18 protein-coding genes are annotated in these 14829 nt (G+C 43.6%); 8 read left to right on the top strand and 10 right to left on the bottom strand.

Going from position 1 to position 14829, the window contains the following annotated elements; translation table 11 throughout:
- Positions 1-3: 3 nt before the first annotated feature.
- The 6 genes from ACUYLD_RS08710 to metH all read right to left on the bottom strand — a co-directional run bounded on the left by ACUYLD_RS08710 (position 4) and on the right by metH (position 7493).
- Entirely contained in the window at positions 4-852 is an 849-nt protein-coding gene (locus tag ACUYLD_RS08710; RefSeq protein ID WP_254325696.1) for a deoxyribonuclease IV, read from the bottom strand.
- Complete coding sequence (locus tag ACUYLD_RS08705) at positions 842-1660, bottom strand: Fpg/Nei family DNA glycosylase (RefSeq protein WP_061831515.1); 819 nt, start codon at positions 1658-1660, stop codon at positions 842-844. Before ACUYLD_RS08705 ends, ACUYLD_RS08710 begins: the two co-directional genes overlap by 11 nt.
- 70 nt (positions 1661-1730) lie before the next feature.
- Positions 1731-2552, bottom strand: coding sequence for a TIGR01457 family HAD-type hydrolase (locus ACUYLD_RS08700; protein WP_446674808.1), 822 nt, complete (start codon positions 2550-2552; stop codon positions 1731-1733).
- 129 nt (positions 2553-2681) lie between these two features.
- On the bottom strand, positions 2682-2807 hold the full coding sequence (locus ACUYLD_RS08695) for a hypothetical protein (protein ID WP_302057260.1): 126 nt from the start codon (positions 2805-2807) through the stop codon (positions 2682-2684).
- 236 nt (positions 2808-3043) lie between these two features.
- Positions 3044-3973, bottom strand: a complete 930-nt coding sequence (gene rnz, locus ACUYLD_RS08690; RefSeq protein WP_103049124.1) for a ribonuclease Z — start codon at positions 3971-3973, stop codon at positions 3044-3046.
- Between the two features lie 79 nt (positions 3974-4052).
- Positions 4053-7493 carry a methionine synthase gene (gene metH, locus ACUYLD_RS08685; protein WP_069080595.1) on the bottom strand — a complete coding sequence of 1147 codons (3441 nt, stop codon included), beginning with the start codon at positions 7491-7493 and terminating at the stop codon, positions 4053-4055.
- A 280-nt stretch (positions 7494-7773) separates the two neighbouring features.
- On the opposite strand from metH, the gene ACUYLD_RS08680 reads away from it, so the two are divergent.
- The 3 genes from ACUYLD_RS08680 to ACUYLD_RS08670 all read left to right on the top strand — a co-directional run bounded on the left by ACUYLD_RS08680 (position 7774) and on the right by ACUYLD_RS08670 (position 9591).
- A complete protein-coding gene (locus ACUYLD_RS08680) occupies positions 7774-8316 on the top strand; it encodes a 1,2-dihydroxy-3-keto-5-methylthiopentene dioxygenase (protein WP_250268513.1) in 543 nt (180 codons plus the stop codon).
- Positions 8317-8437: 121 nt separating this feature from the next.
- The gene (locus ACUYLD_RS08675; protein ID WP_238807613.1) at positions 8438-8752 is read left to right on the top strand and encodes a helix-turn-helix domain-containing protein; all 315 of its coding nucleotides are present in this window, start codon (positions 8438-8440) and stop codon (positions 8750-8752) included.
- Positions 8707-9591: an IS3 family transposase gene (locus tag ACUYLD_RS08670; RefSeq protein ID WP_446674807.1), complete on the top strand. Its 885-nt coding sequence runs from the start codon at positions 8707-8709 to the stop codon at positions 9589-9591. Before ACUYLD_RS08675 ends, ACUYLD_RS08670 begins: the two co-directional genes overlap by 46 nt.
- A gap of 97 nt (positions 9592-9688) precedes the next feature.
- On the opposite strand, the gene ACUYLD_RS08665 is transcribed toward ACUYLD_RS08670, so the two are convergent.
- The 4 genes from ACUYLD_RS08665 to ACUYLD_RS08650 all read right to left on the bottom strand — a co-directional run bounded on the left by ACUYLD_RS08665 (position 9689) and on the right by ACUYLD_RS08650 (position 11952).
- The gene (locus ACUYLD_RS08665; protein WP_341163665.1) at positions 9689-10483 is read right to left on the bottom strand and encodes an HAD family hydrolase; all 795 of its coding nucleotides are present in this window, start codon (positions 10481-10483) and stop codon (positions 9689-9691) included.
- 155 nt (positions 10484-10638) lie between these two features.
- Positions 10639-11148 carry a hypothetical protein gene (locus ACUYLD_RS08660; protein ID WP_061831521.1) on the bottom strand — a complete coding sequence of 170 codons (510 nt, stop codon included), beginning with the start codon at positions 11146-11148 and terminating at the stop codon, positions 10639-10641.
- Between the two features lie 120 nt (positions 11149-11268).
- Positions 11269-11475: a DUF896 domain-containing protein gene (locus ACUYLD_RS08655; RefSeq protein ID WP_250261187.1), complete on the bottom strand. Its 207-nt coding sequence runs from the start codon at positions 11473-11475 to the stop codon at positions 11269-11271.
- Between the two features lie 108 nt (positions 11476-11583).
- Positions 11584-11952, bottom strand: coding sequence for a LysM peptidoglycan-binding domain-containing protein (locus ACUYLD_RS08650; RefSeq protein WP_250262060.1), 369 nt, complete (start codon positions 11950-11952; stop codon positions 11584-11586).
- Positions 11953-12140: 188 nt separating this feature from the next.
- Here ACUYLD_RS08650 and lexA point away from each other — a divergent pair, with 188 nt between their 5' ends.
- The 5 genes from lexA (at position 12141) to ACUYLD_RS08625 (ending at position 14694) form a co-directional block, all read left to right on the top strand.
- On the top strand, positions 12141-12767 hold the full coding sequence (lexA, locus tag ACUYLD_RS08645; RefSeq protein WP_013310545.1) for a transcriptional repressor LexA: 627 nt from the start codon (positions 12141-12143) through the stop codon (positions 12765-12767).
- 274 nt (positions 12768-13041) lie between these two features.
- Positions 13042-13344: a hypothetical protein gene (locus tag ACUYLD_RS08640; protein ID WP_250261186.1), complete on the top strand. Its 303-nt coding sequence runs from the start codon at positions 13042-13044 to the stop codon at positions 13342-13344.
- A gap of 233 nt (positions 13345-13577) precedes the next feature.
- A complete protein-coding gene (locus ACUYLD_RS08635) occupies positions 13578-13742 on the top strand; it encodes a hypothetical protein (protein WP_016821950.1) in 165 nt (54 codons plus the stop codon).
- 41 nt (positions 13743-13783) lie between these two features.
- Positions 13784-13924, top strand: coding sequence for a hypothetical protein (locus tag ACUYLD_RS08630; RefSeq protein WP_165177052.1), 141 nt, complete (start codon positions 13784-13786; stop codon positions 13922-13924).
- Positions 13925-14154: 230 nt separating this feature from the next.
- Positions 14155-14694: a GNAT family N-acetyltransferase gene (locus tag ACUYLD_RS08625; protein ID WP_254349657.1), complete on the top strand. Its 540-nt coding sequence runs from the start codon at positions 14155-14157 to the stop codon at positions 14692-14694.
- Positions 14695-14829: the final 135 nt, after the last annotated feature.

Here is a 14829-nt window from a genome sequence, read left to right as displayed (position 1 = left end):
AATTTACTCCCAGCTTAGAATCATTTGAATATCCTCCTGATGTGTCCCATCAGGTCCCGTCTCACTCTCCAAAACGATAGGAATACCTCTTACAGCCTCCTGTTCTGTCATCCAACGCATGCCCTCAGTACCAATGTAGCCTTGTCCCACACGGGCATGTCTGTCTTTTTTAGAGCCATATGGGTATTTAGAATCGTTCAAATGAACTCCACACAGAGCTGACCAATAGCCGAGACGATTCCCTTTTTCGATCAAAGCCTCGTCCATTCCACCGTTCCACAATCCCGCTGCATATGCATGACAAGTGTCTAAGCAAAAGCCGATACTGTCAGGATACCGGCACAGCTGACGGATCTGCACCATTTCCTCAAGCGTGGTTCCCATGGGTCCATGATCTCCCGCCTGATTTTCGATCAATATTTTAGCATTTCCCTGCCAGCCTTCCAGCACATCATTAAAACAGTTAATGATATTACGGTAGCCCTCTAGAGGGTCTAACGAATGCATATGACCAAAATGAACGACAATCCCTTTTGACCCACATGCTTCAGCAATATCCAGATCATTGCGTAATGAAGCAATCGTCAGCTCATAAAGTTCCTGACCACGCTCGGACCCATGAGCCGGATTAACGGGATATGGTGAATGAGCAATGGATTGAAGCTGGTGCTCTAAACAGTAAGCGTTGCAAGCAGCAGCATCAGTAGCACTCCATTCCTTCAGCCTAAGACTACGAGGATTTTTCGGGAAATATTGAAATGAACGTCCCCCCTGCTCTCGCGCACGCATAGCAGCTTTGGAAAAGCCACCACGCGTACTCACATGGGAGCCGATGAGCAATTTAGGCATCATGCTGCTGTACCGGGCAATAAAATGCTTTTTTCCCCGCCAGTTCAACCCTTACAATTTTCCCGCCACTTGGAGATTCTTCTCCTTCGCGGTCATATACTCGGCACTGATGATCAAATCCACCTGTTAGCGTGTCCCCCTCCATTAGAGGCATTTCCATGTACCCGCCTTCCGCTGTAGCTTCACGTAGTACGGATTGAGTGGCATGATATAGCTTTTCCACTTTTTCTGGCGACTGCACAATGTTCTGTACTTTGGAACCCGGTGTAAATCCGGCGATATAAGCAATTTCGTCTGAATAACAATTGCCAATACCCGAAAAAATCTGCTGATTCACCAGCGTTGTTTTCAAAATCCCCCGGCGTCCCTTCAGCCGTGCTGTAAACTTTTCTAACGTCATGCGACGGTCTAACGGATCAGGTCCCAGGTCTGACAAAGCTTCTTCTGTTTCTTTAGCCGTTAGCAGGTGCAGATAACCTAAGCGTAGTCCGATAAAATAAAGCTTTACTCCACTAAAATCTAATTCGATCTGAACTGTACGATCTGGACGCTGCTCCTCTGTTCCCAGATATAACAGTCCTCCGAGCATCAGATGAAGTACGAGCCGCCCGCCCGTGTTTAAATGAAAAATCAAATGCTTGCCTCGACGCTCTAAATATACAACGGTCGTTCCCAGCAATTGCTTCTCAAACGTTTCCACTTCAGTATTAATGGACTTTTCACGGCTAACCGTAACTCCAGTAATCGGAATGTCCAAAATTTGTTTTGATAATAAGATTCTGTAGTTTTCCATTTCAGGAAGTTCCGGCATAACAACATCTTTCCTTTCGTAGCTACATAGCTTTTAATTCTCGCAAGTTTTGTAAGACATATACTTTCTATTATTTCAGTTCTTCTTTCATCCAGTCCTGCAGTTCAGCGAGATTGTCAAACATCAGGTCAGGTTTCACTCCAACGGTACGCACATGCTCGTCCATATTAGCGCGGGTCGTCACGCCCGACAGGATCAGAGCTGTTTTACAACCTGCTGCTGCACCTGCCGCAATATCTGTAAGCATATTATCGCCCACAACCAGAGCTTCATCCGCCCTAATGTTTAAGCGGTTCAGCGCATAGTTCATCAATATGCTTGAAGGCTTGCCGATGACAATAGGCTTTACCTGTGAAGCCGCTTCAATTGCAGTTCCAATCGTACCTGCACCTGGCGTTAGCCCATCATGTGAAGGCAATTGGAGATCCGGGTTTGTCAAAATAAAAATTGCTCCTTCCCGAATCCAGCGCATGGCAGCGGCCAGCGTATCATATGTAAATTGACGATCTATCCCCTGCACCACATAATCAGGATGGTTCTCAACAAGCTGCAAACCGGCTCCTGTGAGTGCATCGCGTAATCCTGATTCACCAATACAATATACACGAGCTCCAGGACTTTGCTGTGCAACATATTGTGCAGCTGCTAACGCCGAAGTATATACTTCATGGCTGGCCGCTTCAATTCCCATACCAACCAAATGCTCAGCCACCGATTCGGGTGTACGTGAAGCATTGTTTGTAACATAGGCATAAGGTATCTGGTCTGTACGCAATCGGGATATGAACAGATCCGCACCCTTGATCATCCGATTTCCATGATAAAGTGTTCCATCCAGATCAATTAGTAACGATTTTATCGCAATCCCCTCCCCTACTTCAAATCCATTCACATCATAGCATTAAAAATTATAATTCATCCCATAAACGATGTTCTCCTTCTTATTTAACCACCTTAATTATTCAGGTCATAAAATAATCGGCCGTCTCTATTCATCTCATCTATCTTAAGTCAAAAATGCTTATGAAGTCCATGAATTGCTGGTAAAACGTCCAAAATAGTGCCATTCCTCGCTAAAAGCCGTCGCTTTCCCATGACATAAGTTCACTTCTTCGTCGAAATCCATCGAAGGCGCTATTTCCTCCAAGGAAATCTCCTGTATTTCCTGGTCATGCTCAAGAAGTATAATCCTTTAAATTCGATATATAGAAACTCGAATAGGACACGCCTCCATATGTGGTAGAACAAATTCATCCCCCACCACCCTGCACGGGTTCTCATCACTTGTCGCATCCTGCGCTTTCCCGGAAAATAATTTCGGTGAAAAACAAAGGCACCGAGGCAAGCCCCGGCACCCATGCACATATCTTCTCCAATCGTTTATTAACCGATATCGGGTACCGGTAACAACACATGCTGCTCCGCAAGCAATGAATTAGGAAATATGCTTTGCGCTTCCTCCAGCAATGGCTGAAGCTGCTCCTGATCTTTATACCTAGAACTAAAATGCGTCATGATTAACTGACCCGCACCTGCAGCTTTTGCAGCTTCCGCTGCCTGAAGCGCTGTACTATGATGATACTCGTAAGCTGTATCTGCCAGTTCATGCAGAAAAGTGGCTTCATGAACGACGACAGTTGCATCTTGAGCCAGCACTACCGTATTCGGACAAGGTCTCGTATCCCCTAAAATCGTGATGATGCGCCCTTTTTTCGGCGAACCCAGTACATCCTGAGGATGCAAAATGACTCCACCCTCTACCTCCACGCTTTCCCCACGCTTTAACTTACCGTACACCGGGCCGGGCTTAATACCATATCGCTCCAACAGCTCTTGGTTAAGCTTACCGGGCTTATCCATCTCTACAACTCGGTAGCCATAGCTGTCAATCCGATGATCCAGCAAAGCTGACTCTACCCGGAATTGTCCGTCATCAAACAGAACCCCGCCCGTATGCTCCACAATATGTAGTTGGTAATTGATACGCGATTGGCTGATCCCTAAAGATAGCTCGATATATTGCTGGATTCCAGGCGGCCCATATACCGTCAGTGGTGTCGTTCCCCCTTGATAAGCTCTGCTCGACAGCAGTCCCGGCAGACCAAAAAGATGATCCCCATGCAAATGGGTGATAAATATTTTTTCAAGTCTGCTTAGTTTGAGCGGCGAACGCAATACCTCTTGTTGAGTGCCTTCGCCGCAGTCGAACAGCCACATGCTTCTTCGTTCTTCCAGCAAACGAAGAGCGATGGACGTTACATTTCGCTGAATCGTAGGCACCCCTGCATTTGTACCGAGAAAATAAAATTCCATAACATTAACCTTCTTCCTGCTGACCAGCAAAAAACCTCCGAAGCTCGGAGGGTATTTGCTATCCCATCTGATAAAGGTGTTAAACCTTTTCGACGTTAAAATACTGCGCCTGAGGGTGGCTGAACACCATGGCTGATACAGAAGCCTCCGGTTCCATCATAAACCCTTCCGTCAGCTCAACGCCAATATCCTCAGGTTTTAACAACTGGAACAACGGCCCCTGATCCTCTAGATCTGGACATGCCGGATAGCCAAAGGATACCCGAATGCCTTGATATCTGGCACCGTGTCGCTGTTTCATTGTCATATCGGCAGGGTCCGGGAACCCCCAGCTATCCCTGATAATATGGTGAAGCCGTTCCGCTAACCCTTCTGCTACTTCGAGTGCTACCGCTTGAAGTGCATGCGAGCGCAGATAATCTCCTTTATCTTTCCACTGGGTAGATATCTGCTGAATCCCATGACCAGCTGTAACGACCATGAAACCTACATAGTCCATAACTCCGGATTCCACTGATTTCAAGAAATCAGCCAGACATAGATAAGGCTCTACCTGCTGGCGCGGGAATGTAAATGTGTGCAGTACCTTGCTCACATCCGAGGGATCATAGATCAGAATTTGGTCTCCTTGGGACTGCGCTGGAAAGAAACGATACATAGCATGTGCTTGAATGATTCCGTCTGTCACAGCTTCAAACATGATGCTGTCCACGGTTTCCTTCAACTGAATCGCTTTCGGATCTTCCGAAGCCAGCAGCTGTTCAACATTGCCTTTTAAACCAAGATGATGCCCCATTAGCATCTGCATATTCACGTAAGGCAAAATATAATTCAGTGGATAGTTGCGCAGTACATGGCGATCCGTATCTGGTGGAATATAAACGGGCAAATCCTGAGCAATATTAGAGCGCACAGCTCGAGTGAGCTTAGGGAGCGGCTTGGCTTCCACGACGATTGCCGCTTCCGCCTCCCGCTCAGCCTCCATGTCCTCAGCCATTTTTTTGCGGGACTCAGGATTCATAAGCTTATTGGCAATATCCAGACCATCCATAGCATCCTTTGCATAGGCAACCAGACCATCATACTCAGGACGGATACGATTTTTAGTGAACTTACGTGTTAAAGCAGCTCCACCCACCATTATTGGAATATCAATATTCGCATTTTTTAAATCCTGTGCGGTCAGCACCATTTGTTGTGCCGATTTAACAAGCAGTCCGGATAAGCCAATCATATCGGCCTTTTCTTCACGGTAAGCTTCAATAATGCGTTCTGGTGGTACTTTTATGCCCAGATTCACGATATGGTAACCATTGTTGGATAGAATAATCTCCACCAGATTCTTACCAATGTCATGCACATCACCTTTGACTGTAGCCAACAAAATCTTACCTTTTACTGAGGATTCATTCTTCTCCATGAACGGCTCTAAATAGGCTACGGACGCCTTCATCACTTCAGCGCTTTGCAGCACCTCTGCAACAATCAGTTCGTTATTGTTAAACAGTCGTCCTACTTCCTCCATCCCCTTCATCAGCGGGCCATTAATAATCTCCAGCGAAGAATATTTCACGAGCGCCTGCTCCAGATCCGGAATGAGTCCCTCTTTACTTCCCTCGACTACATAGGAAGCCAGTCGTTCTTCGAGCGAAAGGTTTGATATCTTTTCTTTTTTCTCCACTTTCTTGTTACGGAAAGCTGCTACAAAAGCGGATAAAGTATCGTCATTTGTTTTATAGATCAAGTCTTCCGCAAGTTTCCGCTCATGCTCTGGAATGGATGCATAACGTTCAAGCTTCTCAGTGTTTACAATCGCATAGTCCAGACCTGCTTTGGTGCATTCATATAAATAGACGGAATTGAGCACTTCACGACCCGCTTCCGGCAAACCAAAAGATACGTTACTGATGCCCAGGATGGTATGTACCCCGGGAAGCGCTTCTTTAATAATGCGAATGCCCTCAATCGTTTCCTTAGCTGAACCGATATATTGCTCATCACCTGTTCCTACTGGAAATACGAGTGTATCAAAAATTAGATCCTCCGCTGCCAAACCGTAACGGTTCACCAACAGATCATAAGAACGTTTAGCTACCTCAAGCTTATCCTCACGTGAAATAGCCTGTCCGCGTTCATCAATGGTTCCAACAACAACAGCGGCGCCGTACTTATGAATAAGAGGAGCCATTTTCTCAAATTTCTCTTCACCATCCTCCAAATTAATGGAGTTAATAATCGCCTTACCTTGCGAATATTGAAGTGCTTTATCAATGACTTTAATATCCGTGGTATCAATCACCAAAGGTACTTTCACCTTGTTTACAACCAGTTTCAAAAACGCTTCCATATCCGTCATTTCATCGCGATCCGGGTCCTGCACACAAATATCAATGACATGCGCTCCGCTTTTTACCTGAGCGCGGGCAATTTCAGATGCCTCTTCATATTTGCCTTCCACGATCAAACGCTTGAATTTGCGGGAGCCTAGAACATTCGTTCGCTCACCAACCATATACGGACGATTGTCCTGTTCAATATATACAGGCTCAATGCCTGATACGGCAGGAGGATGATGACCTACCAGCGGACGTGGCTCAAACTGCGCCATACTTTCACTCATAACTCGGATATGCTCAGGCGTGGTACCACAACAACCCCCAGCAATGTTCAGCCAGCCTTTTTCAGCGAAAGCAGCCATTTTACGTGCTAATGAATCAGGCGATTCATGGTATTGGCCATTTTCATCGGGCAAGCCCGCATTTGGATAACAGCTAATAGCTGCAGAGGACATTTCAGACAGAGAGCGAATATGATCACGCATAAACTCTGGACCTGTAGCACAATTCAATCCAATCGAAATTGGATGTAAGTGTTCAAGTGATATGCAAAAGGATTCGATATTTTGTCCGGCCAACGTCGTTCCCATAGGCTCAATCGTGCCTGAAATCATTAGCGGAAGCTCGATACCTGTCTGCTCAAAAGCCTGCCGAATTCCGATGCTTCCAGCCTTGACGTTAAGCGTATCCTGTGAGGTCTCCAAAAGGAGCACATCCACGCCGCCTTCAATAAGCGCCAAGGCCTGCTCTTGATAGCTTTCAATCAGCTCAGCAAATGTAACACCACCTGTGACAGACAAGGTTTTCGTGGTTGGGCCCATAGCTCCTACTACAAAACGAGGCTTGTCCGCAGTGCTGTATTTATCCACCGCGTTACGCGCTAGTTTGGCCGCCACCAGATTAATTTCACGGGCACGTTCTGGTATATCGTAATCCGCCAAAACGACGGATGTTGCTCCAAATGTATTCGTTTCAATTAGGTCTGCCCCAGCCTTCAAGTAGGCTTCATGAATGCCTTGAATGACATCTGGTCTCGTTAAGACCAGCATTTCATTACAGCCCTCCAGCTCTTCCCCACCAAAATCATCGGGGGAAAGGTCTTCCTGTTGAATCATGGTGCCCATGGCCCCATCAAGAAGGAGTATTCTTCGTTGTAATGCATCCTGCAAGCTAACTTTATCCAAATTTCTTCACCCCCGCAAAACGTTAAATCCTAGTTTAGCAGAAACCGTATCATTTAGATAGATTGAAGTAAAAACATACGTTTTATACAGGTTGTTCTTTGTAAAAATGACTTCTCTAATCCATTTTTATAGTTTGTAGCATTACAGAACGTACTTAACCCTGACCCTTTAGCTATAGTCATTTGCATTATAAAATGTTGAAATCCTGTATTGTACAACGTTTCAAGACATGGTATTCTTTATACATCATTAATCCAAGTGGAAAAGAGGGAATAGATATATGGCCGAAATCTTAATACGTAATACGAATAAACGAATTAGCGGTGAAGAACAAGTACGTGAATTTCTGGAGAGTCACGAGATATTGTATGAACATTGGGATGCTTCCAAATTGTCTGGGGAGCTGCAAGAAAACTTTACCTTAACAGATGATCAAAAGGCCGCTGTTCTCCAAACATTTGAACCCGAAATCAAGGATTTAGCCGCACGTCGCGGATATAAAATATGGGACGTTATCACTTTATCTGAAGCAACGCCGAATTTGGACGAGCTGCTAGCCAAGTTTGAGCAAATTCACACCCACACCGAGGATGAAATTCGTGCCATTGTCGCTGGTAAAGGCATCTTCATCATTAAAGGCCCTGAAGAGATCGGCTATTTTAACGTAGAGCTTTCACCGGGGGACGTTATCTCCGTACCTGAAAATATACCTCACTTCTTCACTTTAATGGAGAATCAAAAGATCGTCGCAATCCGCTTGTTCATCGAAGAAAATGGCTGGATTGCCGAGCCGTATGAAGACCCAACCTTCATTAAAGCATAATTACGAATTTATCCTTGTGTGAATAAAAAAACTCCCTCTGCTCTGTGAAGTGCACCCCTTAGAATAGACATTGGAATAAACCCCTGGTTTATCCGATGAATTTCTAGGGGGTGCATTTTTTATGCCAGCGAAAAAAGGACAGAAGTTTAAAGAATATACGTTTGAAACCAAAGTAGAGGCCATACGGCTTCATATCGAAGAAGGTTGGACATATCGTAAACTCATGGAGAAGTTCGGGATTGCAGATCGACATCGGTTGAAAGAATGGATGCGGAAGTACAAGGAACTCGGTGAATTCGGACTTATGGACCAACGAGGACGACGGAAGGAATATATGGACCAGGACAGGTACGTCCAAAAGTTAAAACGGGAAAATGATATGCTAAAAAAGTGTTTGGAAATCTGGATGCAGGAGATGAGGAGCACAAGTATGTAACGATTGAGAAGGCCGCTAAAGAGTATCCAGTTAGCGAACTCTGTAAGCTGTTTAAGGTCTCTAGAAGTGGATATTACTCCTTCTTAAAACGGAGAGGAACTGATCGGGATCAGGACGCGAAAGCTCTTGTGAAGAAAGTGTATGAGCAGTATAACGGAGTCTACGGCTATCGCCAAATTCAACTATTTTTGCAGCACGATCATGGAGTCTGGATGAACCATAAAAAGGTACTCCGGCTCATGCAGGTCTTGGGGATCCGCTCACAAATTCGCCGGAAGCATCGCTGTAATTATGCTTCTTCTACAGAAGGTCGTGTGGCGAAAAATCTGCTAAAACAGGATTTCAAGGCGGCCAAACCTAACCAAAAATGGGTCACAGATATCACGCAATATCGTGTGGGGGATTGCTGGCTATATCTGTCTGCGATTAAAGACTTGTTCAATAACGAAATTATCGCGTACCAGATGAGCCATAGAAATGATAACGAACTGGTTTTACAGACGTTTCGACAAGCCTTTAAACAGCAAAAAGACGTGACTGGCCTCATCGTTCACAGCGACCAGGGATTCCAGTACACGTCCCATGCGTACCATGACATGCTGCCAAAGGTTGGCGCCCGAATCAGCATGTCTCGCCGAGGCAATTGTTATGATAATGCCTCGATGGAGAGCTTCTTCTCGCATCTCAAAACGGAAGGGCTCTACCCCTATGATATCCGAAATATGGACGAGGCACAAAGGAGAATAAAAGAATATATCCAATTTTACAACCAATGTCGACCACAACGAAAGTTAAATAAGCTGCCTCCGAAAGAGTATCGGAAGCAGCTTATAGCCTAGGGTCTTTTTTTAGTGTCTATAAAATGGGGTCTTGACCACTGTAACAATCGAGCGAAGGGAGTTTTTTTAATACTCGTTTCTAAAGACTATGGATTTCTTACTTTAACGATTGAATAATTCCGTCCAATTCAGACAGATGCTTGATTTCGAACTTCGGCTTGATCTCTGTGGTATTGGTTTTAGCGTTCCGGTTCACCCACACCGAGTGTACACCTGCTGCCAATGCTCCTTGAATATCAGTCGTCAGCTTATCTCCTACCATTAAAGCATGTTCAGGCTCAATACCAAGAAGCCCCAAAGCATGCTGAAATATAGACGGATCAGGCTTGCCTCGACCAAAAGAACCTGAAATGACAACATGATCAAAAAAAGGAGCTAATTGAGGAACTCCATCCAGTTTCTCCTGTTGTAGATCAGGGGAGCCATTTGTCAGCAATAACAGTTTGTAATGTCCCTTCAATTGTTCTAGAATCTCGAACGTTTCTTCATATACATGTGGACGCGCGCGTCTTTCCGAAGCAAATTGGGTAGCCAGCTTTTCCGCCAACTTCTCATTATCTATCCCTAGTTGCTGGAGTCCTCTGCGCCATGATTCCTTTCGATAAACAGGGGCCAACTGTTCCAATTGGCGGAATTCAGGTTGCTCACCTGCTGTAAAATTCGCCCACAATCCTTCAAACGGGTTAATGCCGATCATTTGAGTAAAACTAAAGGTTTCATAGGATTCATACAAAGCGCGTGCTTCCTTACGTACCGCTTCCTCCAGAGTTTTCGGATCAACGCCTGCTTCACGGGAGCCTGTTTGGCACGCTGCATCAAATGCCTCTTCTACACTACGTTCATCCCATAAAAGGGTATCATCAAGATCAAACATTACCGCCTGAATCGTCATCTGAATTATCCACTCTCTTTCCACAGTATATGTACACCTATTTGCTCGGTTAAGCATTTGAATCGTTATGTGTGCCCATATTAAGCAAGCGGCCGCAGCATGTTATATGAAATAACATCATACGGCCTTTGTTAAAGAGCTACAGGCTAAATCAGTTATTTCTTGTCCACCTGTATCTGATTGGATAGCGCAAACTTCTCAAGTCGCTCTGCAATGGCATCCGTGTCATAGCGACCTAATGATTTTGTGAAAATAAAATTACCGCCCTTACCTTTTCTTTCAACGGTTACGTAACCCTTTTCAATCTTGATGGCTTTCATGTCCCCAGCCGTCATTGGACGTTCTCTACCACCTTTCAGCATGTAGAGAGTATCCTTTCCCACTTTCAGATAAGGACGACGGATGAAAAAGATAACAGCCAGCATCAAGTACAGGCCGAATACAAGCCAATCCATCCCTCGCATGCCAGTCTTAGTCAAAAAGTAACTCATAAGCATGTACAATACAGAAAGACCAGCCAGCATAATTGGCACAGTAATGTTACGGCCACGGAAAATATCCATTGCAGAACCTGCGCCGTTAATGGTTTGAATGCCTTGCTTTTTGCGCGATTTATTTAAATGCGCTGTGTTTTTGCGTACTTTTCTTTCAAATGATCGGGCCATCTCTCAATTCCTTCCCAGATATATTACAATAAAACAATTGCCTCAAAGCTGATCTATATAGATACCGAGAACGGTACCTAAAACAAAAGGCAAATTGCAGGCTTGGGCGCTTTAACAACATTAATGCTTCAGCCCGTCATTTCCCTTCGATGTATCATCGTCCACAAATTCAATCGTTTCAAGCTGCTGCCGAAAATTACGGCGAATGTTATCTAAATAAATTTCCCGAAGATTGGCGCGCTCTGTGGCTTCCTCTTCCGTCAAACCCTCGGATTTTGCTTTGCGCGCTAATTCATTGATGCGCTGTACCAAGCTGTCTATATCCAAATTGTGTCCCCTCCATAAAAGCAAAGATATAATACACTTTGACATGTAGAAAAGAGCTTGTCAAGGCTCCCGCATTACGCTCCCTGACAAGCTCTAATAGTCTATAGGTCAGAAGTTAGGAAGCTTGAGTACCTGACCTACCTGTACTCCCCGATCCTCTAAACCGTTAATCCGCACAATTCCTTCTATATATACCCGTGTATCCATTCGTTCCGGTTTATGATTTGCGGCAATCTCCCACAACGTATCTCCAGGTTGTACGGTCAGTTTAGTCACTTCTTCCTTGGAAGCTGAAGGTGCCGCGAAAACCGTAAGTACACCTGCCCCTGCAATCCAAGCAACAATCACTAAAATAAGAAGCTTAAATAAAAGAGTATTAGTAATAATTTGCATAAAACGCGCTCTACCCTCTTTTCGGGTCTCCTGCAAATTTTCTGAATTCATCGGAAAAATACTTTGATAAGTGCTATATTTCATCATTGGCTGCGACCTCCAAACATTTGTTCTTATGTTTTCACAATATAACACGAACATTTGTTTTGTTCAATAGAAAAGAGAACAAAAGTTCGCGATTATTTTTAGGGATTATTTAGAACTTATGTTTGTACGAACGGAGGTTCTATGCTATAATTTTCCCAAACGTTACTAAATGGGGTTGATACGGTATGTCTAAGATTTCGAGCCGCCAGCAGGCCATTCTTGAATTTATCCGCAATGAAGTGCGTCTAAAGGGATACCCCCCTTCTGTACGCGAAATAGGCGAGGCTGTCGGATTGGCCTCCAGTTCTACGGTTCACGGTCATTTGGATCGTTTAGAGAAAAAAGGACTCATTCGACGCGATCCTACAAAACCACGGGCTATTGAGTTACTCGGTCAAGACGAATCGGATAACAGCAACTTGATTAATTACTCCATTAGTCGTGTCCCCGTCGTCGGCAAAGTAACTGCTGGCCTTCCTATTACGGCGACAGAAAATATTGAAGATTACTTTCCTCTTCCCCAACACTTTGTTGGTGAGGATAAAATATTCATGTTATCTGTTGTAGGCGAAAGCATGATTGAGGCTGGGATTGCTAACGGAGACTATGTAATCGTACGTCAGCAGCAGACCGCTGATAATGGCGATATTGTTGTAGCTATGACAGATGAAGACGAAGCTACAGTTAAAACCTTCTACAAAGAAAAAGATCATATCCGGCTTCAACCTGAAAACCCAGCCTTTGAACCGCTTCGCCTGACACACGTCAGCATTTTGGGCAAGGTTGTAGGACTCTTCCGGGACTTCCACTGATTTCTCGTTCTTTCTTCCCCGTTATTCTAACCACTAATACAAAACCGGCTGCCTAGGGCAAGCCGGTTTTGTATTGTTATTATGTATCTCACAACTATTTTTTCATTTCAGCAATCTATTCCTATAGTTTCTACTATAAAATCAGCCTCCTCATCTCAAATAATCACCCACTGATCTTGAGCAGCTATACTGTTATGGGCAAAACTAATAGATCTTTCTTTGTTTTAGATAAATATGGCATATTAATTACTCATAGCTCTGTAGGAGGAATTAAATGAGAAAAATTATAATTTCAGCGTTTGTTGTGATATTTATCGCCATAAGCTGTGTAATACCAACAATGGATCATTTATATGCAAAAGAGAAATCACACATAACAACCTACGATCGTATTCAGTACATACAAATACTTATCCATTTCAGGTATTTAGAAAAGCAACTCGAAGCTGTAATTTCCGAAAGAAATAATTACCCAGAAAACAGCCAAGAATATAAACTGCTCTCTGAACAACTGAATCATATTCTTGCTCAAGAGGCGTACTACGAGAAAAAACTTAACACTCTTAATAGTAAATAATTTTCATACTAAACTGCATATTATTTATCTACACTATTAGACTCATGCCGACCTGCCTGTAACATTCTCCTGCAACGTAAAGTTGAAATGGCGAAGACAGGTTCGCATGAGTTTTTTGTTAACCATTAGTAATATAGGTACCAGCTTCTTTTTGCTTTTAATAGATTTATGCTGATACATTACTATCACAATTGACATAGTATATAGCAGACCTAAGCAAAGGAGATATGCAGATGATCAGAAATAGAGTTAAAACGTATAAGCATCGCATCGGGAAAAACAGATATCTGGTCGTTAAAGTCTTTCAAGCCGCAGCTGCTAAAACAGGAAGCGGAAATGCACTAGCAACCAATGCCTTGAATATCAAAATTTCCAAGCGTAAGCATAAACACCACTAAGATTCATCCGTACCTTCATTTCCTTGAAGGGAGGTGATCATATGAGCAGAAGACATTGCAGACGTGATTTGAGAAGAAGAAGATCAAACATCCGTTCGAATCAAAGAGCCGTTGCGCGTGCAAGAGGTAACGCACTGGCTGTTAATCTGTTTAGCGTGAATGATAGACAACGCAGACGTTAATAATCGTTTTCAAGCAAAAGCAGGAAGGATTCTTCCTGCTTTTTTTGTGTTAAACGGTACACCTAACTACTGCTATGAATCGTTGAAGCAAGCGGACGAGATCGTAGAATATCAGACATAGTTGAACAGTCGCTACAATTTTGCTCTTTTTATAAATCTAACAGACAGGAAAAGGTGGTTCTCTTTTAGAATAGTGTGCATAGAGAAATTAAACCAGGAGGAGACAAGCCATGATAATTAAAATGTCACTTTCGAATATGGGAGATTTTAAGAAGTCAAATGAGAATAACGGCTTTATTGTGTCAGGAAGGATTATACCTAAATACGAGAACGATAATTGGACATATATAGAAGAAAGTTTCCCCGAACCATATTTTAAACAGTATGAGGATGATGACGTTGACATCAGTTATATTGATGAACAAGGAAAATCTATTTTTTTATATTATGATGAGAACGACTGTGTTGGGCAAATTAAACTTTGTACTAATTGGAATCGCTTTGCTCTAATTGAGGATATTGCCGTCGCTAAAGACTGGAGACACAAGGGAATCGGAGCAGCCTTATTGAGTAAAGCAACCGAGTGGGCTAAGCAGAATAACCTTGTTGGTCTTATGCTTGAAACACAGGATGTGAATGTTTTAGCTTGTCGATTCTATGCTAAAAATAACTTTGTTATCGGCGGAGTTGATACTATGCTATATTCTAATTTTTCCACAGCCCATGAAAAAGCGATTTTTTGGTATTATAAGTTTAAGCATTCAAATTAGCCTATCCTTCTGTAACAAGGCTGAATTTGAAATAATACCATCTTGTACGCACACTTTGCGTTGCCATCTCTAGTAAAATCAAACTGATCAGCAAACAAAGCTCTGCCAACCAATTAAGGTTAGCAGAGCTTTTGA

It is taken from the genome of Paenibacillus sp. SER-28, assembly GCF_052906305.1.
Note: the sequence above shows the minus strand (reverse complement) of the source record. Positions and strands in the feature narration are given on the sequence as shown.

What these genes read in the sequence shown, in the direction of transcription:
- ACUYLD_RS08710 (WP_254325696.1), bottom strand. Translation starts at nt 852, where the DNA reads ATGATGCCTAAATTGCTCATCGGCTCCCATGTGAGTACGCGTGGTGGC.
- ACUYLD_RS08705 (WP_061831515.1), bottom strand. Translation starts at nt 1,660, where the DNA reads ATGCCGGAACTTCCTGAAATGGAAAACTACAGAATCTTATTATCAAAA.
- rnz (WP_103049124.1), bottom strand. Translation starts at nt 3,973, where the DNA reads ATGGAATTTTATTTTCTCGGTACAAATGCAGGGGTGCCTACGATTCAG.
- ACUYLD_RS08680 (WP_250268513.1), top strand. Translation starts at nt 7,774, where the DNA reads ATGGCCGAAATCTTAATACGTAATACGAATAAACGAATTAGCGGTGAA.
- ACUYLD_RS08675 (WP_238807613.1), top strand. Translation starts at nt 8,438, where the DNA reads ATGCCAGCGAAAAAAGGACAGAAGTTTAAAGAATATACGTTTGAAACC.
- ACUYLD_RS08665 (WP_341163665.1), bottom strand. Translation starts at nt 10,483, where the DNA reads ATGACGATTCAGGCGGTAATGTTTGATCTTGATGATACCCTTTTATGG.
- ACUYLD_RS08660 (WP_061831521.1), bottom strand. Translation starts at nt 11,148, where the DNA reads ATGGCCCGATCATTTGAAAGAAAAGTACGCAAAAACACAGCGCATTTA.
- ACUYLD_RS08650 (WP_250262060.1), bottom strand. Translation starts at nt 11,952, where the DNA reads ATGAAATATAGCACTTATCAAAGTATTTTTCCGATGAATTCAGAAAAT.
- lexA (WP_013310545.1), top strand. Translation starts at nt 12,141, where the DNA reads ATGTCTAAGATTTCGAGCCGCCAGCAGGCCATTCTTGAATTTATCCGC.
- ACUYLD_RS08640 (WP_250261186.1), top strand. Translation starts at nt 13,042, where the DNA reads ATGAGAAAAATTATAATTTCAGCGTTTGTTGTGATATTTATCGCCATA.
- ACUYLD_RS08635 (WP_016821950.1), top strand. Translation starts at nt 13,578, where the DNA reads ATGATCAGAAATAGAGTTAAAACGTATAAGCATCGCATCGGGAAAAAC.
- ACUYLD_RS08630 (WP_165177052.1), top strand. Translation starts at nt 13,784, where the DNA reads ATGAGCAGAAGACATTGCAGACGTGATTTGAGAAGAAGAAGATCAAAC.
- ACUYLD_RS08625 (WP_254349657.1), top strand. Translation starts at nt 14,155, where the DNA reads ATGATAATTAAAATGTCACTTTCGAATATGGGAGATTTTAAGAAGTCA.